Source organism: Providencia sp. (assembly GCF_052096715.1).
In the GTDB taxonomy this organism is placed as follows: domain Bacteria; phylum Pseudomonadota; class Gammaproteobacteria; order Enterobacterales; family Enterobacteriaceae; genus Providencia.
This window is the reverse complement of record NZ_JBQDNB010000002.1, coordinates 87,498-104,737: the sequence shown is the minus strand read 5'-3', so window position 1 is coordinate 104,737 and position 17,240 is coordinate 87,498. Positions and strand designations below refer to the sequence as shown.

The following is a 17,240-nucleotide window of genomic DNA, read 5'->3' as shown; positions in this document are numbered from 1 at the left end:
TCCTCCATAATGTTAAAGTCGTTCTTTTTTCCAATCATAAGGCATTAACTGCCCTAATGTGACTTGAGTTGTATCATTTACACCAACTATTGTATCTTTGCTTTTATTCGATAGTTGACTCAATAATTCACGACAACGCCCACAAGGAGGAATAATACTACCGGATGCATCAACCGCAACAATCGCTTTTATGACCGACTTCCCCTCTTTCAACATTTCAGCCACTGCCGCATGTTCGGCACAAAAGCCCAGAGAACAAGCAGAATCAATACTAATCCCGCTATATATTGAGCCGTCCTCTGTTTCTAATGCCGCGGCTACATGTCCACACTCAATGTAGCCATTAAATGTAGCCGGTTTTGCGTATTGGCTCGCAATAGCCACAAGGTGTTTCAACATAAGGATTCTCTACTTATTTATTGTCTAATTTCATTAGTATGCAGTAATAAATGAGAGACTATCACACCGATAATGCGCTATTACAAATCAATTGAATACTCCACGACTGACTTAACAGTTTGTAACGCCAACGTTAATTCTTCATACGTTAGGGTACTAATCGCAACACGAAGCGCTTGCGGGACAACAGCAGTAGAGCAATAAGATGAGGCACTACTTACTGCAATATTTCGTTGATTTAATTCACTCATCACCATTTCAGAACGAACCCCTTCAGGTAATGGGATCCAAATAAAATAGCTGCATGGGTGTGCAATATAATGCAGTTCACCCAAAACTTGCTTGGCAATTACCTGTCGAGTTCGGGCATCACGTCGTTTGTCTCGTTCAATCTTGAAAACTTGTCCAGTTTCTATCCAATCACAGATAATTGCGGTCGTTAATGCAGGTGTATTCCATGTAGTAATACGAATAATTCGCTCAATATTTTCAATATATTGAATTGGCGCAACAACAGCACCAACACGTAAGCCTGTCGCAATGTTTTTTGAAAAACCCGTAGTGTAAAAAGTAATATCGGGCGCTAAAGACGCTAATGGGGGTAGTATTGGACGATGTAAAAAGGCATAAGAACCATCTTCTATTAGAAAAAATTTATATTTTCTTGCCAACTTAACAACTGCTCTACGTGATGCCAAATTCATTACCCATCCTAAGGGATTATGAAGTGTCGGCATTGTGAAATAAGCCTGTATTTTACGATGATGACATATTTTCTCGAATTCTATTAAGTTTGGCCCATTTTCTAAGATTGGAATTGCGACTAAATTAATGTGATAGATATCTGCCAATGCTTTAAATCCTGGGTAAGTTAATGCATCTACCGCAATAGTATCCCCTGGATTAAACAGTCCTAATACAATAGTTACAAGCCCATGTTGAGCACCACTGACAAGTACCGTAGACTCTGCACAAGCCTGCTTTATCCCTTGCTGAACGAGGTATTTAGCAATAGCTGCACGTTCATGAAAACGACCAGTGTGTTGCTGATAATATAGTAAACCTTCTAAATCGCCGCCAACTGAGAGCTTACGCAGAGATTTGCGTAAAAGTTGAGTTTGTTCTTTTGCAATTGGATAACTAAAATTCAAATCTAGCATTTCAGCAGTGACATCCTGCTCAATACTCAAAGTAGGTAATAAGTTGATATCACGAACAAAAGTCCCTCTTCCTATTTCACCACTCACAAGACCTAACTCAATAAGTCCATGATATATACGTGACGCTGTCACCAATGAAATATGCTCTTGTTTTGCGAATTCACGATGAGTTAATAATCGAGTCCCCGGCTTTAGCTTTCCATCCCTAATTTTTGCTGCTATTTCATCTATATATTGCTGATAACGAGGTTGATTCATGAAATTGTATCCATGACAATTTATTGATTGTCATGATTATGTGGATTAGCGTTATTAACCTCAAGTGGAATAACAATAGGTAATCGATTTAATGGCACGTACAGATAAAATTATTAGCAATAAAAAAAATATATCTCGGGGATGGGTGAATGGCTTTATAGGTGTCGTTATTTTTAGTGGTTCACTTCCAGCAACAAAGGCTGCTATCGCTGGATTCCCTCCTGATTTTTTAACTATTCTAAGAGCTATTTTTGCAGGCGTTTTAGCGATAATTATTTTAATGGTATTACAACAAAATATTCCACATAAAAAACAATTAATTCCTTTATCTATTGTTGCAATAGGTGTTGTTATTGGCTTTCCTTTTCTCACTGCACTTGCTTTACAACATGTTAGTTCTGCTCACTCAATTGTATTCCTAGGTTTACTTCCTTTAATTACAGCTTTATTTGGTGCTCTACGTGCAGGTGAACGTCCTAACAAAATATTTTGGTTTTTCGCTGTTTTAGGAAGCCTGCTTGTCATGAGTTTCGCGTTAATGCAAAAAGGGGAAATTTCTATTATCGGTGATGTGTATATGGTAAGCGCTATTATCCTTTGTGGTTTAGGATATGCTGAAGGTGCAGTTCTCTCCAAACAACTAGGTAGCTGGCAAGTGATTTGCTGGGCTCTCGTCATATCATTACCACTCATGCTAATTCTGAGTATTATTTTATGGCCTCAAAATTTAACCAATATTCCAATAAATGCATGGATTGGACTCATCTATGTTTCGCTATTTAGTATGCTAATAGGCTTTTTCTTTTGGTATAAAGGATTAGCAGAAGGGGGAATTACAGGGGTTAGTCAGCTTCAATTATTCCAGCCATTTTTTGGCTTACTTTTTTCTGCTTGGTTATTAAATGAAACAGTGAGCGGTGTCATGATTGCCTCTACTTGCGGCGTGATTATCTGTGTAGCGGGTTCTAAATGGTTTACACGTTAAACTGCACAAAAAGCGCGATGGCTATCCAATAATTAACGTATTATTTAAAATTGATTTTATTAGGCAAAAGCTCATGATATCGAATTCATTTAAAAAAATTAAACAGCAAGTTAGCACTTTTTCAAATGGAAACATGAAACGTTAATCTTGTCCGACACAAAAATAGCCAACATGAAACATTGGCTATTTTGTGCAGAATTGAGGATACCTTATGCAGTTAAAGCAAGTTTAGCGCCAAACATTAAGAAAACGGCACCGATGCAACTATTTGAGAATTTGGACAGTGTTTTATTATGCTTAACCATATTGGTGACGGCTATTGCGCCAAATATCAACATGGATAAATAAATCATGCTACAGAACTCTAAAATCACGCCAAGAATAAAAAATGGCACTGCTGCACTTGGATACGCAGGATCAATAAATTGAATAAAAAATGAGACATAAAAAATAATCATTTTAGGGTTTAGTAAACTTAAAAATACCGCTTTTTTGTACGTACCTTTCGTCGCTAAAATAATGCTATCGACATCAGTACCCTGCTCTTTTTTATGAAATACGGAATATAAAGTTTTTATCCCTAAATAAAATAAATAAGCGGCACCAGCATATTTAATCACACTAAAAAATACTGGTGATGTTTTAACTAATGAAGCCACACCTAAAAATGATAAAAATATGAGCAATGCATCTCCTGTAAAGACACCTAATGCCGCTTTATAACCATTCTTTACACCATATTTTGCACTGCTAGTTAGAACAAATAAAGAATTAGGACCTGGCACTAGTGTTATAAAAATCACACCAATAAGATAAGTCCATAAGTTTGTAATACCGAAATTTTCAAGCATAAGAAACTCGCTAACCCAATAAAAGTTATAACAAAAAATTCACATTACTTCTGCATGGTTACTATAATACATTGAATTTATTTTTAGCGAAAGATACCACCAGCAAAATGAACAACTAAGAGATATTTGACTATAAATCAAAACAAAAACAGGTTATCTAGCAATTCCATGATTACAAAATCGGAATATAAAACTAAAAATCAATCATAAAATAGCAGTGTACTGAAAAAGAATTTCTACCAGTTAAAAATTTCAAAAAAAGCTAGCTAGGCGATTAAAAACGCCAAAACTAACGATTAAATAGTCTTAGTGAATTATTTTAAATTTAGAGATATAACATTGAAGGTGGTTTTTATGAATTAATGCATTCTTTATTGTTTTTTTATAACTCATCAGGTTATTTGGGCTACTTGTATCATCAAAATGAAATACGTATTTTAAATCAAAAACAAAGCTTAATAGGTGTTAGTTTAATATGGATTCTCAACAAAAAAATAATTGGCAGCGTGAAATGATCGATGGAGCCGTTCATGCAGCGCCATTGCATCTTGCAGTTATTCCATGGGGTGTTCTGGCTGGCTCAATGGCCGTGGAAGCCGGTTTTGATTTTTGGCAAAGTATCGCTATGTCAGCGATGATTTTTGCTGGCGCCGCACAACTTGTCACTCTAGGGCTTATTAATTCAGGGGCTGGATACATTACTATTATTATTTCTGTTTTTTTTATTACCTCACAGCATCTGCTTTATGGGTTAACCATGCGCTCCCATGTGAAAGACTTCACTACACCTCAACGGATCGGCATTGGTTTTTTACTCACTGATGAGCTTTTTGCTATCAGCGCAGCAAAACGACAAGCCCTTACTTTTCCCTATTTATTTGGAGTAGGTTTTAGTTTCTATGTTGTTTGGATAGTCACCAGCTTTTGTGGGATTGTCATGGCCAATTTTGTCAGCGATCTTAGTCGGTTGCATCTCGACTTTTCCGTTGTTGCGACTTTATTAGCGATTGTTGTTCCACTAACAAAAAAAATCAGCACTGTTTGTGGCGTATTATTCTCTTTAATTACGGCTGTCGTGCTATCTGCCTATTCTATTAGCAGTGCAATCGTTATAGCCGGAGTCGGTGGTATGTTTATTTCTGTGGCTATTTCTCGCTTACTTAAGGAAGAAAAATGATCTGGGCTCTGATTATTACCTTAACCGTAATTGTTTTTTCCTTACGTTATGTTTTTTTAATTCCACAATTACCCGTTAGGTTGCCATTAATTATTCGTCAAGCATTAAGCTATTCAGCACCTTGCTTGCTTACCGCAATCTGTGCACCCGTCATTTTATTAGAAAATAATGAAATGCGCAGTTTTCCTGATAATCCTTATTTATGGGGTGCACTATTTTGTGTTGTTGCAGCATCATTACTAAAAAATATGCTATTAACGGTCGGGCTCACACTCATCTTTTTTTATGGGCTGATTTATTTTATGGCTTAAATACAAGCACCTATATTTGAATATATGAAGCAAAGGCGTAAACCTTTGCTTTATCGCATTATTCCCTACATAATAAAACCTCTCATCAAACAGTTCCCTCGTGTCTTACGATGAAAAGCTTCGCAATGAAAAGTCTAATAGCGGTGAAGGCTACCGTTGATTCTATTTATTACTGCACCAATTTTATTGTTAATAATATTAACAAATAATGGATAAATTATAACCATGTTGAATAATTATGTTTTACGAAGTGTTCGCTATATGTTGGATTTGAGTGATGCTCAAATGGTCAAAATCGTAGAACTCGCAGGCCTCACTGTCACTAAAGAAGAAATGGTCAAGTGGCTAAAAAAAGAAACTGACCATGACTATGCTGAATGTAATGATAATGTTATGGGTCATTTTTTAAATGGCTTAATTTTCCATCGCCGTGGAAAAGATGAAAATCACCCTGTACCTGAAGTCGAAGAGCGTATTAATAATAATATCATGCTCAAAAAATTACGTGTTGCTTTCGAGCTGAAAGACACTGATATGATTGAAATCTTCCAACTCGTTGATTTTCGCGTATCTAAACCTGAGCTTAATGCGGTATTCCGTAAGCCAGGACATAAAAACTATCGCAATTGTGGTGATCAATTACTGAGATATTTTCTAAATGGTCTAACCATTCGTCTGCGTGGCCTGCCACCTACAACAAAATAATCGATAATTTTAATAATCCATCTTAAATCAAATTAATATTGCTACATCTTACTCAATACGAATTTGAATATTTTACTCCTCCATCACATTTGTCTATACTATATAAGACAAATGTCGGAGGAGATTAAAATGAGAAACTATATCCCTACCCCCCCTACGTCAAATATTGCACTGGCAATCAAGCCGTTATGGCGTTTTGCTGGTCTCCCTGCTGAGCGTGGCATTGAGCTTACCCACTTCTTACGTCAAGGACTGTCAGTCAGCGTATTAGACGATATCCAAGAATGGTCTGGCATGACTAAAAGTGAATTATTACGGATCTCAGGTATTAACGAGCGCAATATTTCTCGACGTAAAAATGCAGGTCAGCCACTGAATATTGATGAAAGTGAGCGGATAGCACGTTTAGTCCGTGTATTTGACGCCGCAGTACGCCTATTTAACGGTGATAAAACGGCTGCCACAAATTGGCTAAATCAACCGGTAAAAGGTTTGGGGCATATACGCCCAATTGAACTCATCGCTACTGAAAGTGGCGCTCTTGAGGTTATCGATTTAATTGGTCGCATCGAGCATGGCGTATTTTCATGATTTTATATCGGCTTATCAAATCAGAGTTTGCCCATGACGCGTGGTCTGGGCAAGGTGCTCGACTATATGGTGGGCGCTGGAACCACAAAGGAACACCTGCGGTTTATGCATCAACACAAATTTCATTAGCCGCACTAGAAATACTGGTACACATCAACCAAGAGCAGTTATTACAGCGTTATAGTTTGTTTTCTATTGAAATAAATGACAAACAAGCCATGAAGTTATCAATAGAAAACTTACCTGTAGATTGGCAACAAGACCCCGCACCAACCTCCACAATTGATATCGGGACAACCTGGTTGAATAACCAAGATAGCCTTGTACTACTTGTTCCTTCGGGTATCATTCCCTATGAATACAATGCCATTATTAATCCAAACCATCCGCAGTTTGCAAAGGCTCTTCAAAACGTTAAGCCCCTTGATTTTAACTTTGATCCTAGGCTCAAATAATTGAATTTAACTAACAACAAGTTAGATGTGTTCTATAAGATAATGTAAAAATGCATCAATTTTCGGAGATAATGCACGGTTACTTGCATAAATCGCCCTCAATTCAATCGGTGCTGGCTTATAATTTATAAAGCTAATAACTTTGAGCTTTCCTTGTTTTATCTGTGCCTGACAAGGCTCTAACGCTAAAATAGCATAACCAACACCGTTTAAAGCCGCTACATTAGCCAATATCCCACTATTCACTCGAAATTGACTATTAATATTAACTTTTTTTTGTAATCCATTTTTATCAATAAAAATCCAAGGTTGACCTTGTAATGCACTGAAACTGGAAATACAAGGCATATCTGCTAATTTTTCAGTAGTTTCAGGCTTACCTGTCTTTAAAATAAGTTCTGGCGCGGCAACGACAACACTTTCCCATGATTTAATTAACCGTGAATGATAACTACTGTCTTTCAACTCACCTCGATGAAAGGTCAGCAAGAGATCTATATCATCACTAATTACATCGAGAGGCATTAATTGAGTATCACAATGAATAGCTAACTGAGGATGAGCTAATGCAAATTTGGCAAGTACATCGGCTAATAATTGACTACCAAATTCGCTAGGAATTGTTAAGCGCAGCATCCCTGTTAATCGCTGAGGATGACGAATTTTTTGAAGAGTTTCATCAAGTTCAATATACAGTTTTTGGCTTTGTTGTAACAACATAGTACCTTGTTCGGTTAACCGCATACGTCGAGTCGTACGTTCAATCAATCGGCAACTTAATTGTTCTTCTAACTGCTTAATTCCACGGCTTACATTAGATGTTGGCATAGAAAGCTGTTTTGCTGCATGGACAAAACTACCTAATGTGGCGACAGAAACAAATATCTTTAATAAATTCAGATCCACTGACATCACTCAATACCCAACAATTTGCTTTATACCAACTTGAATTAATAACATTAGCAATAGCCGAATGCCATAATTTTTTGATAACGTTCAGCCAATAAAGTATCAATATCAAGCTGGTTTAGTGCCATTAAATCTGCTAGCAATTGTTGTTTCAGATTTTTAGCCGCTTGCTGATAATCGCGATGAGCACCACCAAGTGGTTCAGGGATAATAGTATCAATAATACCAAGCTCTTTAAGCCGAGTTGCCGTAAGTCCCATCACTTCAGCGGCAATCTGTGCCTTTTGAGCATCTTTCCATAAAATAGATGCACAACCTTCTGGCGAAATTGCAGCATAAGTACTGTATTCCAACATATTTATACGGTCACCCACACCAATTGCCAATGCACCACCAGAGCAACCTTCTCCCGTAATGACACAAATAATCGGCGTTTTTAAGCAAGACATCTCCATGATATTACGGGCAATTGCTTCAGCTTGCCCACGTTCCTCGGCACCAACACCAGGGTATGCGCCAGCAGAATCAATAAAAATAATCACAGGTAAATGAAAGCGCTCGGCCATCTTCATTAAACGAAGTGCCTTTCGATATCCCTCAGGTGATGGCATACCAAAGTTACGCATGACTTTTTCCTTAGTGCTGCGCCCTTTTTGCTGGCCAATAACCATCACCGGCTTGTCATCTAATCGCGCCAATCCTCCCACTAATGCCTTATCATCAGCAAACATGCGGTCGCCTGCAAGCTCTTGAAATTCCGTGAATATCAAAGAAACATAATCAAGGGTATAAGGCCTGAGAGGATGCCTCGCAAGCTGCACGACCTCCCACGCGCCTAACGATGAAAATATCGTTTTAGTTAGCGCATGACATTTGTTTTTAAGCAGCTTTATTTCTTCTTCGAGTTTAATTTCAGATGGGTGTCCCGATTGTTTAAATGCAATTAATGCATCAATTTTTTCATTAAGTTCAACAATCGGTTTTTCAAAAGCAAGAAATTGAGTAGACATAGGAACCTTAAAATCAATAATGCAATTTGAAGAGTATAATCAGATATTCCATCCCATTCTATAGCAGAATATAGGATTAATTGTTATCAATAATGGCATAATAAAAATGTACCAATCACAGTTACGTTTTTTTGCGATTCATTTTCAAACTTGTTTCCATTATTTTTTGGAAATTAGGACACAGTAAATGATTTTCTTCAGGGCAATTTGCAATATGTAATATTCCGTCTTTTAATACAGTCAAACTGGCAATTGTCTTTTCAATTTCGTCGGCTTTCGTCATTAAGTTGGCACGCTCTATATTAAGGCCATCTTTATGGTTTAGCATTTTACCAATTTCATCGAGAGAAAATTTAGCTTGTTGCCCCATGCTAATTAATGCTAAACGGGTCATAACATTTTTACTATGATAAATACGTTTAAGTCCCTTACGGCCAATAGGCTTAATCAACCCTTTCTCTTCATAATAACGAAGAGTTGAAGGCGCTAGACCCGATAATTGACTTACTTGGGAAATATCGAGTTCATCGTTCATCATGTTATAACCTAACTTATTAAGATTAAGACGATTCAATTTAACTTTTGGCGTAAGAGTATTGTTATAGAACCATTCATGAAAACTTCCTTTTCTTCTACGTAACCGACTTTTTTAGCAACACGCAATGAAGCCGTATTATCCGGATCGATAAAACAAATGGTTTGTTCGAATTTATTTTGTGATTTTAGCCATATCAATGCGCCCTTCATGGCTTCAGTGGCATATCCTTGCCCATGATGTTCTGGTGCAATTACCCATCCCCCCTCAGGTATCCCTTTTACTGAAGGTTCGACAACGCGATGAAAGTCAGCAAAACCAAGATCGCCAAGATATAACCCTGTCGCTTTATCACGTACGGCCCAATATCCAAATCCTAACAATGGCCATAAACCACCATAATTAAGCATTCTCATCCAAGATTCTCGCTCGGTGGATGGAACGCCTGTAATAAATTCAGCCACTGAATTACTCGCCCAAAGTCGAGTTAAACTAGGAAAATCATTAAGCTCATGTTTTGATAAAATTAAACGTTCTGTTTCAACGACTGGAATAAAATCCATTAATTACTTCTCCGCACTATCTAAAAGGTGGCTCATCAAAGGTTCGCAATTTTCTAGAGTGTAATTTATCCCCTTCCTGCCTTAATAAATCAATGGCTCGGATCCCTATCTGTAAGTGCTCAGAAATAGCGCCCTCGTAAAAACTATTAGCCTGCCCTGGTAATTTAATTTCACCATGTAACGGTTTATCAGAAACACATAACAAAGTGCCATAAGGTACACGAAAACGGTAACCTTGCGCGGCAATAGTTGCGCTTTCCATATCGACAGCAACAGCTCGACTTAAGCTAAAACGACGTGCAGTTGCAAAAAAACGCAGCTCCCAGTTACGATCATCCGTAGTAACAACGGTACCCGTGCGTAAACGCTGTTTAACCAACTCTCCGGGCATGTTGCTCACTTGCTTGGTTGCGTCGTATAAAGCACGTTGTACTTCCGCTATGCTTGGAATAGGAATATCTGGCGGTAATACATCATCCAGTATGTGATCATCACGTAAATAAGCATGGGCAAGAACATAATCGCCAATTTTTTGGCTTTCACGTAAACCACCACAGTGACCAATCATTAACCAAGTATGAGGGCGTAAAACAGCCAAATGGTCACAGATATTTTTTGCATTAGAAGGCCCAACACCAATATTGACCAGTGTAATGCCAGCGCCATCTTTTGCAATAAGATGATATGCAGGCATTTGGAATCTTTTCCAAGTTAAATCTGATATTGCAATCTGTGGATCCGCATTTTCATCAGTAAGGTAGTTATGCCCCACGCAGGACAATGCGATATAACGACTATCTGGATCTTTAATCTGCTCACAAGCCCAACTCACAAATTCATCCACATAACGATTATAATTAGTGAATAAAATATAAGGCTGAACATGCTCCGGCGGTGTTCCTGTGTAATGTTTTAGCCGCGCCAATGAAAAATCAACACGTAAAGCATCAAAATGAGACAACGGCATTTTATCCGTAGCATGATACAAACCATCGGTTATATCATCACTAATATCGGCTAAATCAGTAATAGGGAAATGTGTGGCTAGGCTGCTACTCATGCTTCTATCAAGTACTAAGTCAGAACCATCAATAACAAAAGGATAAGGAATTTCTATTTTGGAAGGACGCACAGTAAAAGAAACATCATAGTCCTGCTGTAAAATAGTCAATTGATCAACTAAATAAGCGCGAAACAATTCAGGTTGCGTTATTGTGATACTGTAATCACCCCGCTTTACAAAGCGTGCATAAGCACGAGTTTTTTCACAATGATCAACTTTACCATGCCACGAGACACAAAGTTCAGGATAAGCAAACAACCCATTTTCTCTGGCTTCTGTGTCTGGTATACGCCCTTCATTAACGTAAATTGCGATAGAATCTCTTAATGATTCAATCGCACTCGAATATAAAGATGAAAGTTTCTCTAAAACATCCTCAATAGATAGGTTTTCATATTTCTGGCATTTTTCCAAAGACACACTCAACTCCTTTTCAAATATCGTCATCACTCGATAACATAGTGTAACTGTAAGGAGGTTGCAAAATATATCTCAATACTTTTAAAACATGATTGTATCTTTGAAGAAACTAATGCATCACTAACGTCAAAACAAGAGGTAATGTCAGTATTGCGGTTATTGTTTGTAGTGTAATAATTCCCGCCATCAATTGACTATCACCTTTTAATTGTCTTGTTAAAATGTAAGCTGTTGGGGCGGTTGGAATAGAAAAAAAGATCGCTAATAGTACCGTTTCAAGTTCGGGTAATGAAAATAAATAAGCCGTAAATATCGCTAAACTAGGCATAGCCAATAAGCGAATTAGTGTCGTCACTATTATAGGCTTAAACTCATTTTTTAACGTTGCCGTTTGTAATGCCCCACCAATACAAATCAACCCAAGAGGTAAACTCGCCGCAGCAAGCAATTTTAATAGCTGATCAGAACCAAATGGCAAACCAATGGGTGATAAGTTTAATAAAATTCCGAGAAAACAAGAAATGATCAATGGATTTTTAATTATCGGCAGAAAAAGCTGTTGAATAGAGACCTTCTTACCCGCACTTAATGACAGCACAGCAATAATATTGGTACTCGGTACTAAAATTGCCATGATAACCGCAGCTATCGCTATCCCTTCCGTGCCAAACAAATCAGCAATTATCGCTAAACCTAAATAAGTATTAAAACGAGTGACTCCCTGAATGTAAGCACCAAATCGGCCAATTGTTATTTTAAATAAATATTTATTCACTAAAACTAACAAGGAGCTAACAGCTAATATAAAGAATATTGCGCTCGCTAAGAACGGTAATTTAGGATTATCAAGCGGCGCCGTCGCTAGGCTACTCATCAGCAAAGCTGGAAACAAAATAAAATAATTTAGCTTTTCCGCACTCGGCCAAAAATCAACAGAAAAAAGTGCCGTTCGACGTAAAGCAAACCCCATTGCAATAAGTGCAAACAATGGCCATAACACCAATAAAATCTTTTCCATAATCGATTATTTTATTTCTTTCATAGTATTAAGCGAATAAAGACTTTAAGTTTAACGTTAACGCAATGTGAGTGTTAGGTAAAAAAAGCGCTAATAATACGCTTTATGAGTGAGTATTGATTTATTCCCTTGTAATCAAAACTAGATCACATTTAAATATTAATAAGTACACCTTTATTTTCAACGTCGTATAAATGCATAAAAATTAAACTAAAATTAATAGAGTTAAACATTATCTAATCTAGAATTTAAAATAACATTTGCCTGCCGTGATTATTTTATGTATTTTTATTCACTATAAATGCATAAAAAAGAGGTTTGTATGTTTAAGAAATTAGTTTTTGCGGGATGTATGACACTCGCCGCATTCTCAGGGAATGTTTACGCTAAAGAGAGCTATACCGTAGGTTCTGGTGGAACTTATCGTCCATTTGAATTTGAAAATAGTCAAAAACAGCTCGAAGGCTTTGATATCGATATTATTAAGGCTATTGCTGACGTCGAGGGCTTTGATGTCAAACTCATTAATACCCCTTGGGAGGGTATTTTTGCCACATTATCCACCGGTGACAGAGATATTATAATCTCAGGTATTACGATCACAGATAAACGTAAAAATATGGTAGATTTTTCTAAACCCTATTTCCCTGCGGAACAAGCTATTGTCATCGGTGAAATGTCTACGGTAACTGATTTAAATAGTTTGAAAAAATTAAATGTTGGTGTGGTCAATTCAAGTACAGGCGATATTGTCGTTTCTGACGTTATTGGCAAAAATAGCACATCAATAAAACGTTTTGATAATACTCCATTACTATTACAAGAATTGTACGAGGATGGTATTGATGCCGCGGTTGGAGATGTCGGTGTCATTAAATATTACATCAAGACTCACCCAGAAAAAAAATTCAAATTAGTTTACGACAACCAATTTGAGAAGCAATATTTTGGTATCGCGGTTGCAAAAGGAAATACTGAGCTGCAACAAAAAATAAATAATGGGCTAGATAAAATTGTTGAAAATGGTACTTATAATAAAATCTACCAAAAATGGTTTGATGAAAACGTCCCTGAATTACCAAAACAATAACCATATTTAGTTTCAAGCCATCTAAGGGTGGCTTTTTCTCGTTTATATCAGGGTGACCATTAAGATGTCTGCTTTTCGTTGGGAAATAATTGAAGAATACGCCCCGCTATTTGTTGAGGGCGCAATGATGACAATCAAATGTACGATTATTTGCGTTATTTTAGGTTCACTTTGGGGATTAACGCTTGGTTTAGGACGTACAGCCAAAGCAGAACAAGGAGTATGGAAACCTATTTTACGTTATTGTGTTCAATGGCCCGTTCGTTTCTATGTCAGCGCCTTTCGCGGTACCCCGCTATTCGTACAAATAATGGTTGTTCACTTTGCATTAGTTCCTTTATTTATCAATCCTCGTGATGGAATTTTTGTAACTTCAGGACTCATGTCTGTCGATACAGCACGTATGTTGCGTTCCGATTACGGTGCGTTTTTATCATGTATTGTTGCTATTACTTTAAATTCAGGCGCTTACGTCTCTGAAATTTTTCGTGCTGGTATTCAATCTATTGATAAAGGGCAAATGGAAGCCTCTCGTGCATTGGGTATGAGCTGGGCGAAGACAATGCGCAAAGTCATTTTACCGCAAGCCTTCCGCCGGATCCTTCCTCCACTTGGAAATAATGCAATTGCTATTGTTAAAGATTCTTCTTTAGCTTCTGCCATCGGTTTAGCAGATTTAGCCTACGCAGCAAGAACAGTATCAGGAGCTTATGCAACTTATTGGGAACCATACTTAACAATTTCAGTAATTTACTGGGTGCTGACATTTATCCTTGCTCAGCTCGTGCAATATATGGAAAGAAGGTTGGGCCGCAGTGATCTACGTTAATAATTTACAGAAAAAATTTGGTGAAACCCACGTATTAAGAGGAATTTCCTGTGAGATTAAACCTCAAGAAGTTATCTGCGTAATAGGCCCTTCAGGTTCAGGTAAAAGTACTTTTTTACGCTGCTTAAATGCCTTAGAAAGACCTGATGGCGGTGAAATTCGAGTCAATGGCTTTGATGTTCATGATCCTAAAACTGACCTTAATAAGATGCGTGAAAATATCGGGATGGTTTTCCAGCGCTTTAATTTATTTCCTCATATGACTGTGCTTGATAATTTAACTATGGCACCTATCTCAGTTAAAGGATTAAAGAAATCACAAGCATTGGAAAAAGCAGAACAACTTTTAATCAAAGTGGGTTTATTGGATAAAATAGACGCATGGCCTGCGAGTCTCTCTGGGGGACAACAACAACGTGTGGCAATAGCTCGAGCACTTGCAATGCAACCGTCTATTTTATTGTTTGATGAACCCACTTCAGCGCTAGATCCTGAACTGGTAGGTGAAGTACTTGCCGTAATGAAAATCCTTGCAACCGAAGGGATGACCATGGTTATCGTCACTCATGAAATGGGATTTGCTAAAGAGGTTGCCGACCGTGTTATTTTCATTGACCAAGGTATTATCCAAGAAGAAGGCACACCTCAACAATTATTCACTTCACCGAAAAATCCACGTACCGCCGAGTTTTTAAGTAAAGTCCTATAATGAATGAGGTACAGTAAATTCTTTCTAGCCAACAAATAACGAAAAGCCCGTTGTTAGCCTAAACAACGGGTCAGTAAAATAAATACTGAAATGTAGGTAGAACGACTAACTTTATATACTTACAGTGGCATTCGATACTCAATAACACCCGGTTTTTCAGCCACCCAATTATATAATTTTTGTCCACGTAAATTAGTTTCTTGTGTGTGCCAATACAATCTTCCACACTCTTGTTGTTGAGCTTGTTCATGAACAAATTCAATTAGCTGCTTGCCTACATGCTTTCCTCTCACTTCTGGCGTTACATAAAGGTCTTCTAAGTAACAAAAATTATTTTTTGCCCATGTTGAGCGATGATATGTGTAGTTAACAAAACCAACGACTTTATCGCCATCAAGAGCAACAGCACAATACATAGGTTCATTATTATCAAAAAATCGTTCCCACGCTTTCAATGTAACATCTTCATCTAAATCTACTTTATAGAATTCTTGATACTTTAACCAATAAACTAACCATTGTGGATAATGTTCTTGTGACGCAAACTCAACTGTTACAGGCAATGCTGCATTATTCATAATAACCCTTCCTTTAGTAGACATATTAGATAATGACGTTATAGTACATATCAATTTGGTACTGTATAAGACACACTTTTAGCATTTAAATAGGGTCCACTTTTATGCGGCGTAAACCACAAGCGCAGTTTCCATTACTACTTTTAGAGGAAAGATTACTAAAAGAAGGGAATATCAAAGAAAGTGTATATCACACTATCCGTAACGCTATTCTTGATGGGCGATTAAATGCAGGAATTAAACTACCGTCAACCAGAGCATTGGCTGAAATGATGTCCATTTCACGTAATTCTGTTATCGCAGGATTTGAACGATTATCAGATGAAGGGTATTTATATTCTAAGCAAGGTTCTGGAACTTATATTTCAAATAACCTGCCTGACGAGTTAGTCAAAACCAATAATCGCCTACACGCCCTCGATAAACCTAAATATCATGCACTAAATCTTAGTCCGACTGTCGATAATCTCACCAATTCGTGGGTTCAATCACGACCGTGTACGGATAAACACCAAATGTTTAATATTGGTATTGGTTGCGTTGATCAATTTCCGCATGAACTTTGGGGTCGATTATTAGGCCGTGTTTGGCGAAAATCAAAACATGCCATTACTCTTTACAATCACCCTGATGGCTATACCCCTCTTAAAAAACTATTGGTCGACTATGTTCTTTCAACCCGTGGCGTACACTGTTCAGAAGAACAGATTATTATTGTAAATGGCACACAACAAGCAATAAATTTAGCCGCCAGAGTATTGTTAAAACAAGGAGACAAAGTTTGGCTTGATGACCCAGGTTATGATAGTGCAAAGGCGATTTTAACGGGTTTAGGTGCTGAAGTAGCCCCAATATTCTCTGACCAAGAAGGAATGAATATTGCCTATGGAGCAACACATCATCCTGAAGCTAAACTTATTTATACGACACCATCCCATCAATTTCCACTTGGTGGCACATTAAGTTTACCCCGCCGTTTAGCCTTACTTGACTGGGCTCAAAAAAATAATGCATGGATTTTTGAGGATGATTACAACAGTGAGTTTCGTTTTTTATCTAAGCCTATTCAAGCACTACAAGGACTCGATAATCATCAGCGGGTTATTTATGCAGGTACTTTTTCAAAAATGATGTACCCCGGTTTTCGCTTAGGATTTTTAATTGTGCCACGAATGCTAAGTGATGCATTTACTATGATGAAATATTACAGTGACAGTCAGTGTAGTTATTTAGAACAAGCCGCTTTAGCTCAATTTATTCAAGAAGGCCATTACGCACGGCATGTCAGAAAAATACGGAAAATATGTTATGAACGCCAAAATGCTTTTTTTAAGGCAATTAACTTATATTTACCCGATATATTTGATGTAGAAATGACAGATTCAGGGATCCATACGGTATGTTGGATCAAACAAGGTTATGACCTTCATGTTATTTTAGAACAGTGTCGCCTATTAAATTTTGGTGCCCAACCCCTAGCTAGATATTGCATCAAGAGTAAAAATAATGCCATTTTATTTGGTTACGCTGCCCACACAGAATTAAAGATTACAAATAGTATTCAAGCACTCAGCGAAAAATTACGGAACATATACCCTATATAAACATAGGGCTATTTTAAGCC

General features: G+C 37.4%; 20 protein-coding genes. 10 read left to right on the top strand and 10 right to left on the bottom strand.

Going from position 1 to position 17,240, the window contains the following annotated elements; all coding sequences use genetic code 11:
* Positions 1-12: 12 nt before the first annotated feature.
* Complete coding sequence (locus ACTH6U_RS02270) at positions 13-399, bottom strand: cytidine deaminase family protein (RefSeq protein ID WP_294103702.1); 387 nt, start codon at positions 397-399, stop codon at positions 13-15.
* A gap of 80 nt (positions 400-479) precedes the next feature.
* Entirely contained in the window at positions 480-1,817 is a 1,338-nt protein-coding gene (locus ACTH6U_RS02265; RefSeq protein ID WP_294103700.1) for an aminotransferase-like domain-containing protein, read from the bottom strand.
* A 91-nt stretch (positions 1,818-1,908) separates the two neighbouring features.
* On the opposite strand from ACTH6U_RS02265, the gene ACTH6U_RS02260 reads away from it, so the two are divergent.
* Entirely contained in the window at positions 1,909-2,802 is an 894-nt protein-coding gene (locus ACTH6U_RS02260) for a DMT family transporter (protein ID WP_294103699.1), read from the top strand.
* A gap of 209 nt (positions 2,803-3,011) precedes the next feature.
* Here the strand turns inward: ACTH6U_RS02260 and leuE are convergent, their stop codons facing one another.
* On the bottom strand, positions 3,012-3,653 hold the full coding sequence (leuE, locus tag ACTH6U_RS02255) for a leucine efflux protein LeuE (RefSeq protein ID WP_294103697.1): 642 nt from the start codon (positions 3,651-3,653) through the stop codon (positions 3,012-3,014).
* A 475-nt stretch (positions 3,654-4,128) separates the two neighbouring features.
* On the opposite strand from leuE, the gene ACTH6U_RS02250 reads away from it, so the two are divergent.
* The 5 genes from ACTH6U_RS02250 to ACTH6U_RS02230 all read left to right on the top strand — a co-directional run bounded on the left by ACTH6U_RS02250 (position 4,129) and on the right by ACTH6U_RS02230 (position 6,892).
* Positions 4,129-4,830, top strand: a complete 702-nt coding sequence (locus ACTH6U_RS02250; protein ID WP_336429100.1) for an AzlC family ABC transporter permease — start codon at positions 4,129-4,131, stop codon at positions 4,828-4,830.
* Positions 4,827-5,141 carry an AzlD domain-containing protein gene (locus ACTH6U_RS02245; protein ID WP_294103692.1) on the top strand — a complete coding sequence of 105 codons (315 nt, stop codon included), beginning with the start codon at positions 4,827-4,829 and terminating at the stop codon, positions 5,139-5,141. The genes ACTH6U_RS02250 and ACTH6U_RS02245 overlap by 4 nt, the downstream gene beginning before the upstream one ends.
* 225 nt (positions 5,142-5,366) lie before the next feature.
* Positions 5,367-5,846 (top strand): DUF1456 family protein, encoded by a 480-nt coding sequence (locus ACTH6U_RS02240; protein ID WP_441829556.1) that lies wholly within the window; start codon positions 5,367-5,369, stop codon positions 5,844-5,846.
* A 129-nt stretch (positions 5,847-5,975) separates the two neighbouring features.
* Complete coding sequence (gene parS / locus ACTH6U_RS02235) at positions 5,976-6,437, top strand: type II RES/Xre toxin-antitoxin system antitoxin (protein WP_336429096.1); 462 nt, start codon at positions 5,976-5,978, stop codon at positions 6,435-6,437.
* Positions 6,434-6,892 carry an RES family NAD+ phosphorylase gene (locus tag ACTH6U_RS02230; RefSeq protein WP_294103689.1) on the top strand — a complete coding sequence of 153 codons (459 nt, stop codon included), beginning with the start codon at positions 6,434-6,436 and terminating at the stop codon, positions 6,890-6,892. The genes parS and ACTH6U_RS02230 overlap by 4 nt, the downstream gene beginning before the upstream one ends.
* 21 nt (positions 6,893-6,913) lie before the next feature.
* On the opposite strand, the gene ACTH6U_RS02225 is transcribed toward ACTH6U_RS02230, so the two are convergent.
* The 6 genes from ACTH6U_RS02225 to ACTH6U_RS02200 all read right to left on the bottom strand — a co-directional run bounded on the left by ACTH6U_RS02225 (position 6,914) and on the right by ACTH6U_RS02200 (position 12,410).
* Positions 6,914-7,804 carry a LysR family transcriptional regulator gene (locus ACTH6U_RS02225; RefSeq protein ID WP_441831488.1) on the bottom strand — a complete coding sequence of 297 codons (891 nt, stop codon included), beginning with the start codon at positions 7,802-7,804 and terminating at the stop codon, positions 6,914-6,916.
* A gap of 47 nt (positions 7,805-7,851) precedes the next feature.
* Positions 7,852-8,811 carry an acetyl-CoA carboxylase carboxyl transferase subunit alpha gene (gene accA / locus ACTH6U_RS02220; protein ID WP_294103685.1) on the bottom strand — a complete coding sequence of 320 codons (960 nt, stop codon included), beginning with the start codon at positions 8,809-8,811 and terminating at the stop codon, positions 7,852-7,854.
* A 121-nt stretch (positions 8,812-8,932) separates the two neighbouring features.
* Positions 8,933-9,349 (bottom strand): helix-turn-helix domain-containing protein, encoded by a 417-nt coding sequence (locus ACTH6U_RS02215; protein ID WP_336429092.1) that lies wholly within the window; start codon positions 9,347-9,349, stop codon positions 8,933-8,935.
* Between the two features lie 32 nt (positions 9,350-9,381).
* Positions 9,382-9,909: a GNAT family N-acetyltransferase gene (locus tag ACTH6U_RS02210; protein ID WP_336429089.1), complete on the bottom strand. Its 528-nt coding sequence runs from the start codon at positions 9,907-9,909 to the stop codon at positions 9,382-9,384.
* 16 nt (positions 9,910-9,925) lie between these two features.
* A complete protein-coding gene (locus ACTH6U_RS02205) occupies positions 9,926-11,392 on the bottom strand; it encodes an AMP nucleosidase (protein WP_434718928.1) in 1,467 nt (488 codons plus the stop codon).
* Between the two features lie 109 nt (positions 11,393-11,501).
* Entirely contained in the window at positions 11,502-12,410 is a 909-nt protein-coding gene (locus tag ACTH6U_RS02200; RefSeq protein ID WP_441831487.1) for an AEC family transporter, read from the bottom strand.
* A gap of 322 nt (positions 12,411-12,732) precedes the next feature.
* On the opposite strand from ACTH6U_RS02200, the gene ACTH6U_RS02195 reads away from it, so the two are divergent.
* From ACTH6U_RS02195 to ACTH6U_RS02185, 3 genes are all read left to right on the top strand, one after another.
* Entirely contained in the window at positions 12,733-13,500 is a 768-nt protein-coding gene (locus ACTH6U_RS02195; RefSeq protein WP_434718926.1) for a basic amino acid ABC transporter substrate-binding protein, read from the top strand.
* Between the two features lie 64 nt (positions 13,501-13,564).
* Positions 13,565-14,329 (top strand): amino acid ABC transporter permease, encoded by a 765-nt coding sequence (locus tag ACTH6U_RS02190; RefSeq protein ID WP_434718925.1) that lies wholly within the window; start codon positions 13,565-13,567, stop codon positions 14,327-14,329.
* Complete coding sequence (locus tag ACTH6U_RS02185; protein WP_294103679.1) at positions 14,316-15,038, top strand: amino acid ABC transporter ATP-binding protein; 723 nt, start codon at positions 14,316-14,318, stop codon at positions 15,036-15,038. The genes ACTH6U_RS02190 and ACTH6U_RS02185 overlap by 14 nt, the downstream gene beginning before the upstream one ends.
* A 119-nt stretch (positions 15,039-15,157) precedes the next feature.
* On the opposite strand, the gene ACTH6U_RS02180 is transcribed toward ACTH6U_RS02185, so the two are convergent.
* Positions 15,158-15,616, bottom strand: a complete 459-nt coding sequence (locus ACTH6U_RS02180) for a GNAT family N-acetyltransferase (protein ID WP_441831486.1) — start codon at positions 15,614-15,616, stop codon at positions 15,158-15,160.
* Between the two features lie 104 nt (positions 15,617-15,720).
* Here ACTH6U_RS02180 and pdxR point away from each other — a divergent pair, with 104 nt between their 5' ends.
* Complete coding sequence (gene pdxR, locus ACTH6U_RS02175) at positions 15,721-17,220, top strand: MocR-like pyridoxine biosynthesis transcription factor PdxR (RefSeq protein WP_441831485.1); 1,500 nt, start codon at positions 15,721-15,723, stop codon at positions 17,218-17,220.
* The last annotated feature ends 20 nt before the right edge of the window (positions 17,221-17,240 follow it).

What these genes read in the sequence shown, in the direction of transcription:
- ACTH6U_RS02270 (WP_294103702.1), bottom strand. Translation starts at nt 399, where the DNA reads ATGTTGAAACACCTTGTGGCTATTGCGAGCCAATACGCAAAACCGGCT.
- ACTH6U_RS02265 (WP_294103700.1), bottom strand. Translation starts at nt 1,817, where the DNA reads ATGAATCAACCTCGTTATCAGCAATATATAGATGAAATAGCAGCAAAA.
- ACTH6U_RS02260 (WP_294103699.1), top strand. Translation starts at nt 1,909, where the DNA reads ATGGCACGTACAGATAAAATTATTAGCAATAAAAAAAATATATCTCGG.
- leuE (WP_294103697.1), bottom strand. Translation starts at nt 3,653, where the DNA reads ATGCTTGAAAATTTCGGTATTACAAACTTATGGACTTATCTTATTGGT.
- ACTH6U_RS02250 (WP_336429100.1), top strand. Translation starts at nt 4,129, where the DNA reads ATGGATTCTCAACAAAAAAATAATTGGCAGCGTGAAATGATCGATGGA.
- ACTH6U_RS02245 (WP_294103692.1), top strand. Translation starts at nt 4,827, where the DNA reads ATGATCTGGGCTCTGATTATTACCTTAACCGTAATTGTTTTTTCCTTA.
- ACTH6U_RS02240 (WP_441829556.1), top strand. Translation starts at nt 5,367, where the DNA reads ATGTTGAATAATTATGTTTTACGAAGTGTTCGCTATATGTTGGATTTG.
- parS (WP_336429096.1), top strand. Translation starts at nt 5,976, where the DNA reads ATGAGAAACTATATCCCTACCCCCCCTACGTCAAATATTGCACTGGCA.
- ACTH6U_RS02230 (WP_294103689.1), top strand. Translation starts at nt 6,434, where the DNA reads ATGATTTTATATCGGCTTATCAAATCAGAGTTTGCCCATGACGCGTGG.
- ACTH6U_RS02225 (WP_441831488.1), bottom strand. Translation starts at nt 7,804, where the DNA reads ATGTCAGTGGATCTGAATTTATTAAAGATATTTGTTTCTGTCGCCACA.
- accA (WP_294103685.1), bottom strand. Translation starts at nt 8,811, where the DNA reads ATGTCTACTCAATTTCTTGCTTTTGAAAAACCGATTGTTGAACTTAAT.
- ACTH6U_RS02215 (WP_336429092.1), bottom strand. Translation starts at nt 9,349, where the DNA reads ATGATGAACGATGAACTCGATATTTCCCAAGTAAGTCAATTATCGGGT.
- ACTH6U_RS02210 (WP_336429089.1), bottom strand. Translation starts at nt 9,909, where the DNA reads ATGGATTTTATTCCAGTCGTTGAAACAGAACGTTTAATTTTATCAAAA.
- ACTH6U_RS02200 (WP_441831487.1), bottom strand. Translation starts at nt 12,410, where the DNA reads ATGGAAAAGATTTTATTGGTGTTATGGCCATTGTTTGCACTTATTGCA.
- ACTH6U_RS02195 (WP_434718926.1), top strand. Translation starts at nt 12,733, where the DNA reads ATGTTTAAGAAATTAGTTTTTGCGGGATGTATGACACTCGCCGCATTC.
- ACTH6U_RS02190 (WP_434718925.1), top strand. Translation starts at nt 13,565, where the DNA reads ATGTCTGCTTTTCGTTGGGAAATAATTGAAGAATACGCCCCGCTATTT.
- ACTH6U_RS02180 (WP_441831486.1), bottom strand. Translation starts at nt 15,616, where the DNA reads ATGAATAATGCAGCATTGCCTGTAACAGTTGAGTTTGCGTCACAAGAA.
- pdxR (WP_441831485.1), top strand. Translation starts at nt 15,721, where the DNA reads ATGCGGCGTAAACCACAAGCGCAGTTTCCATTACTACTTTTAGAGGAA.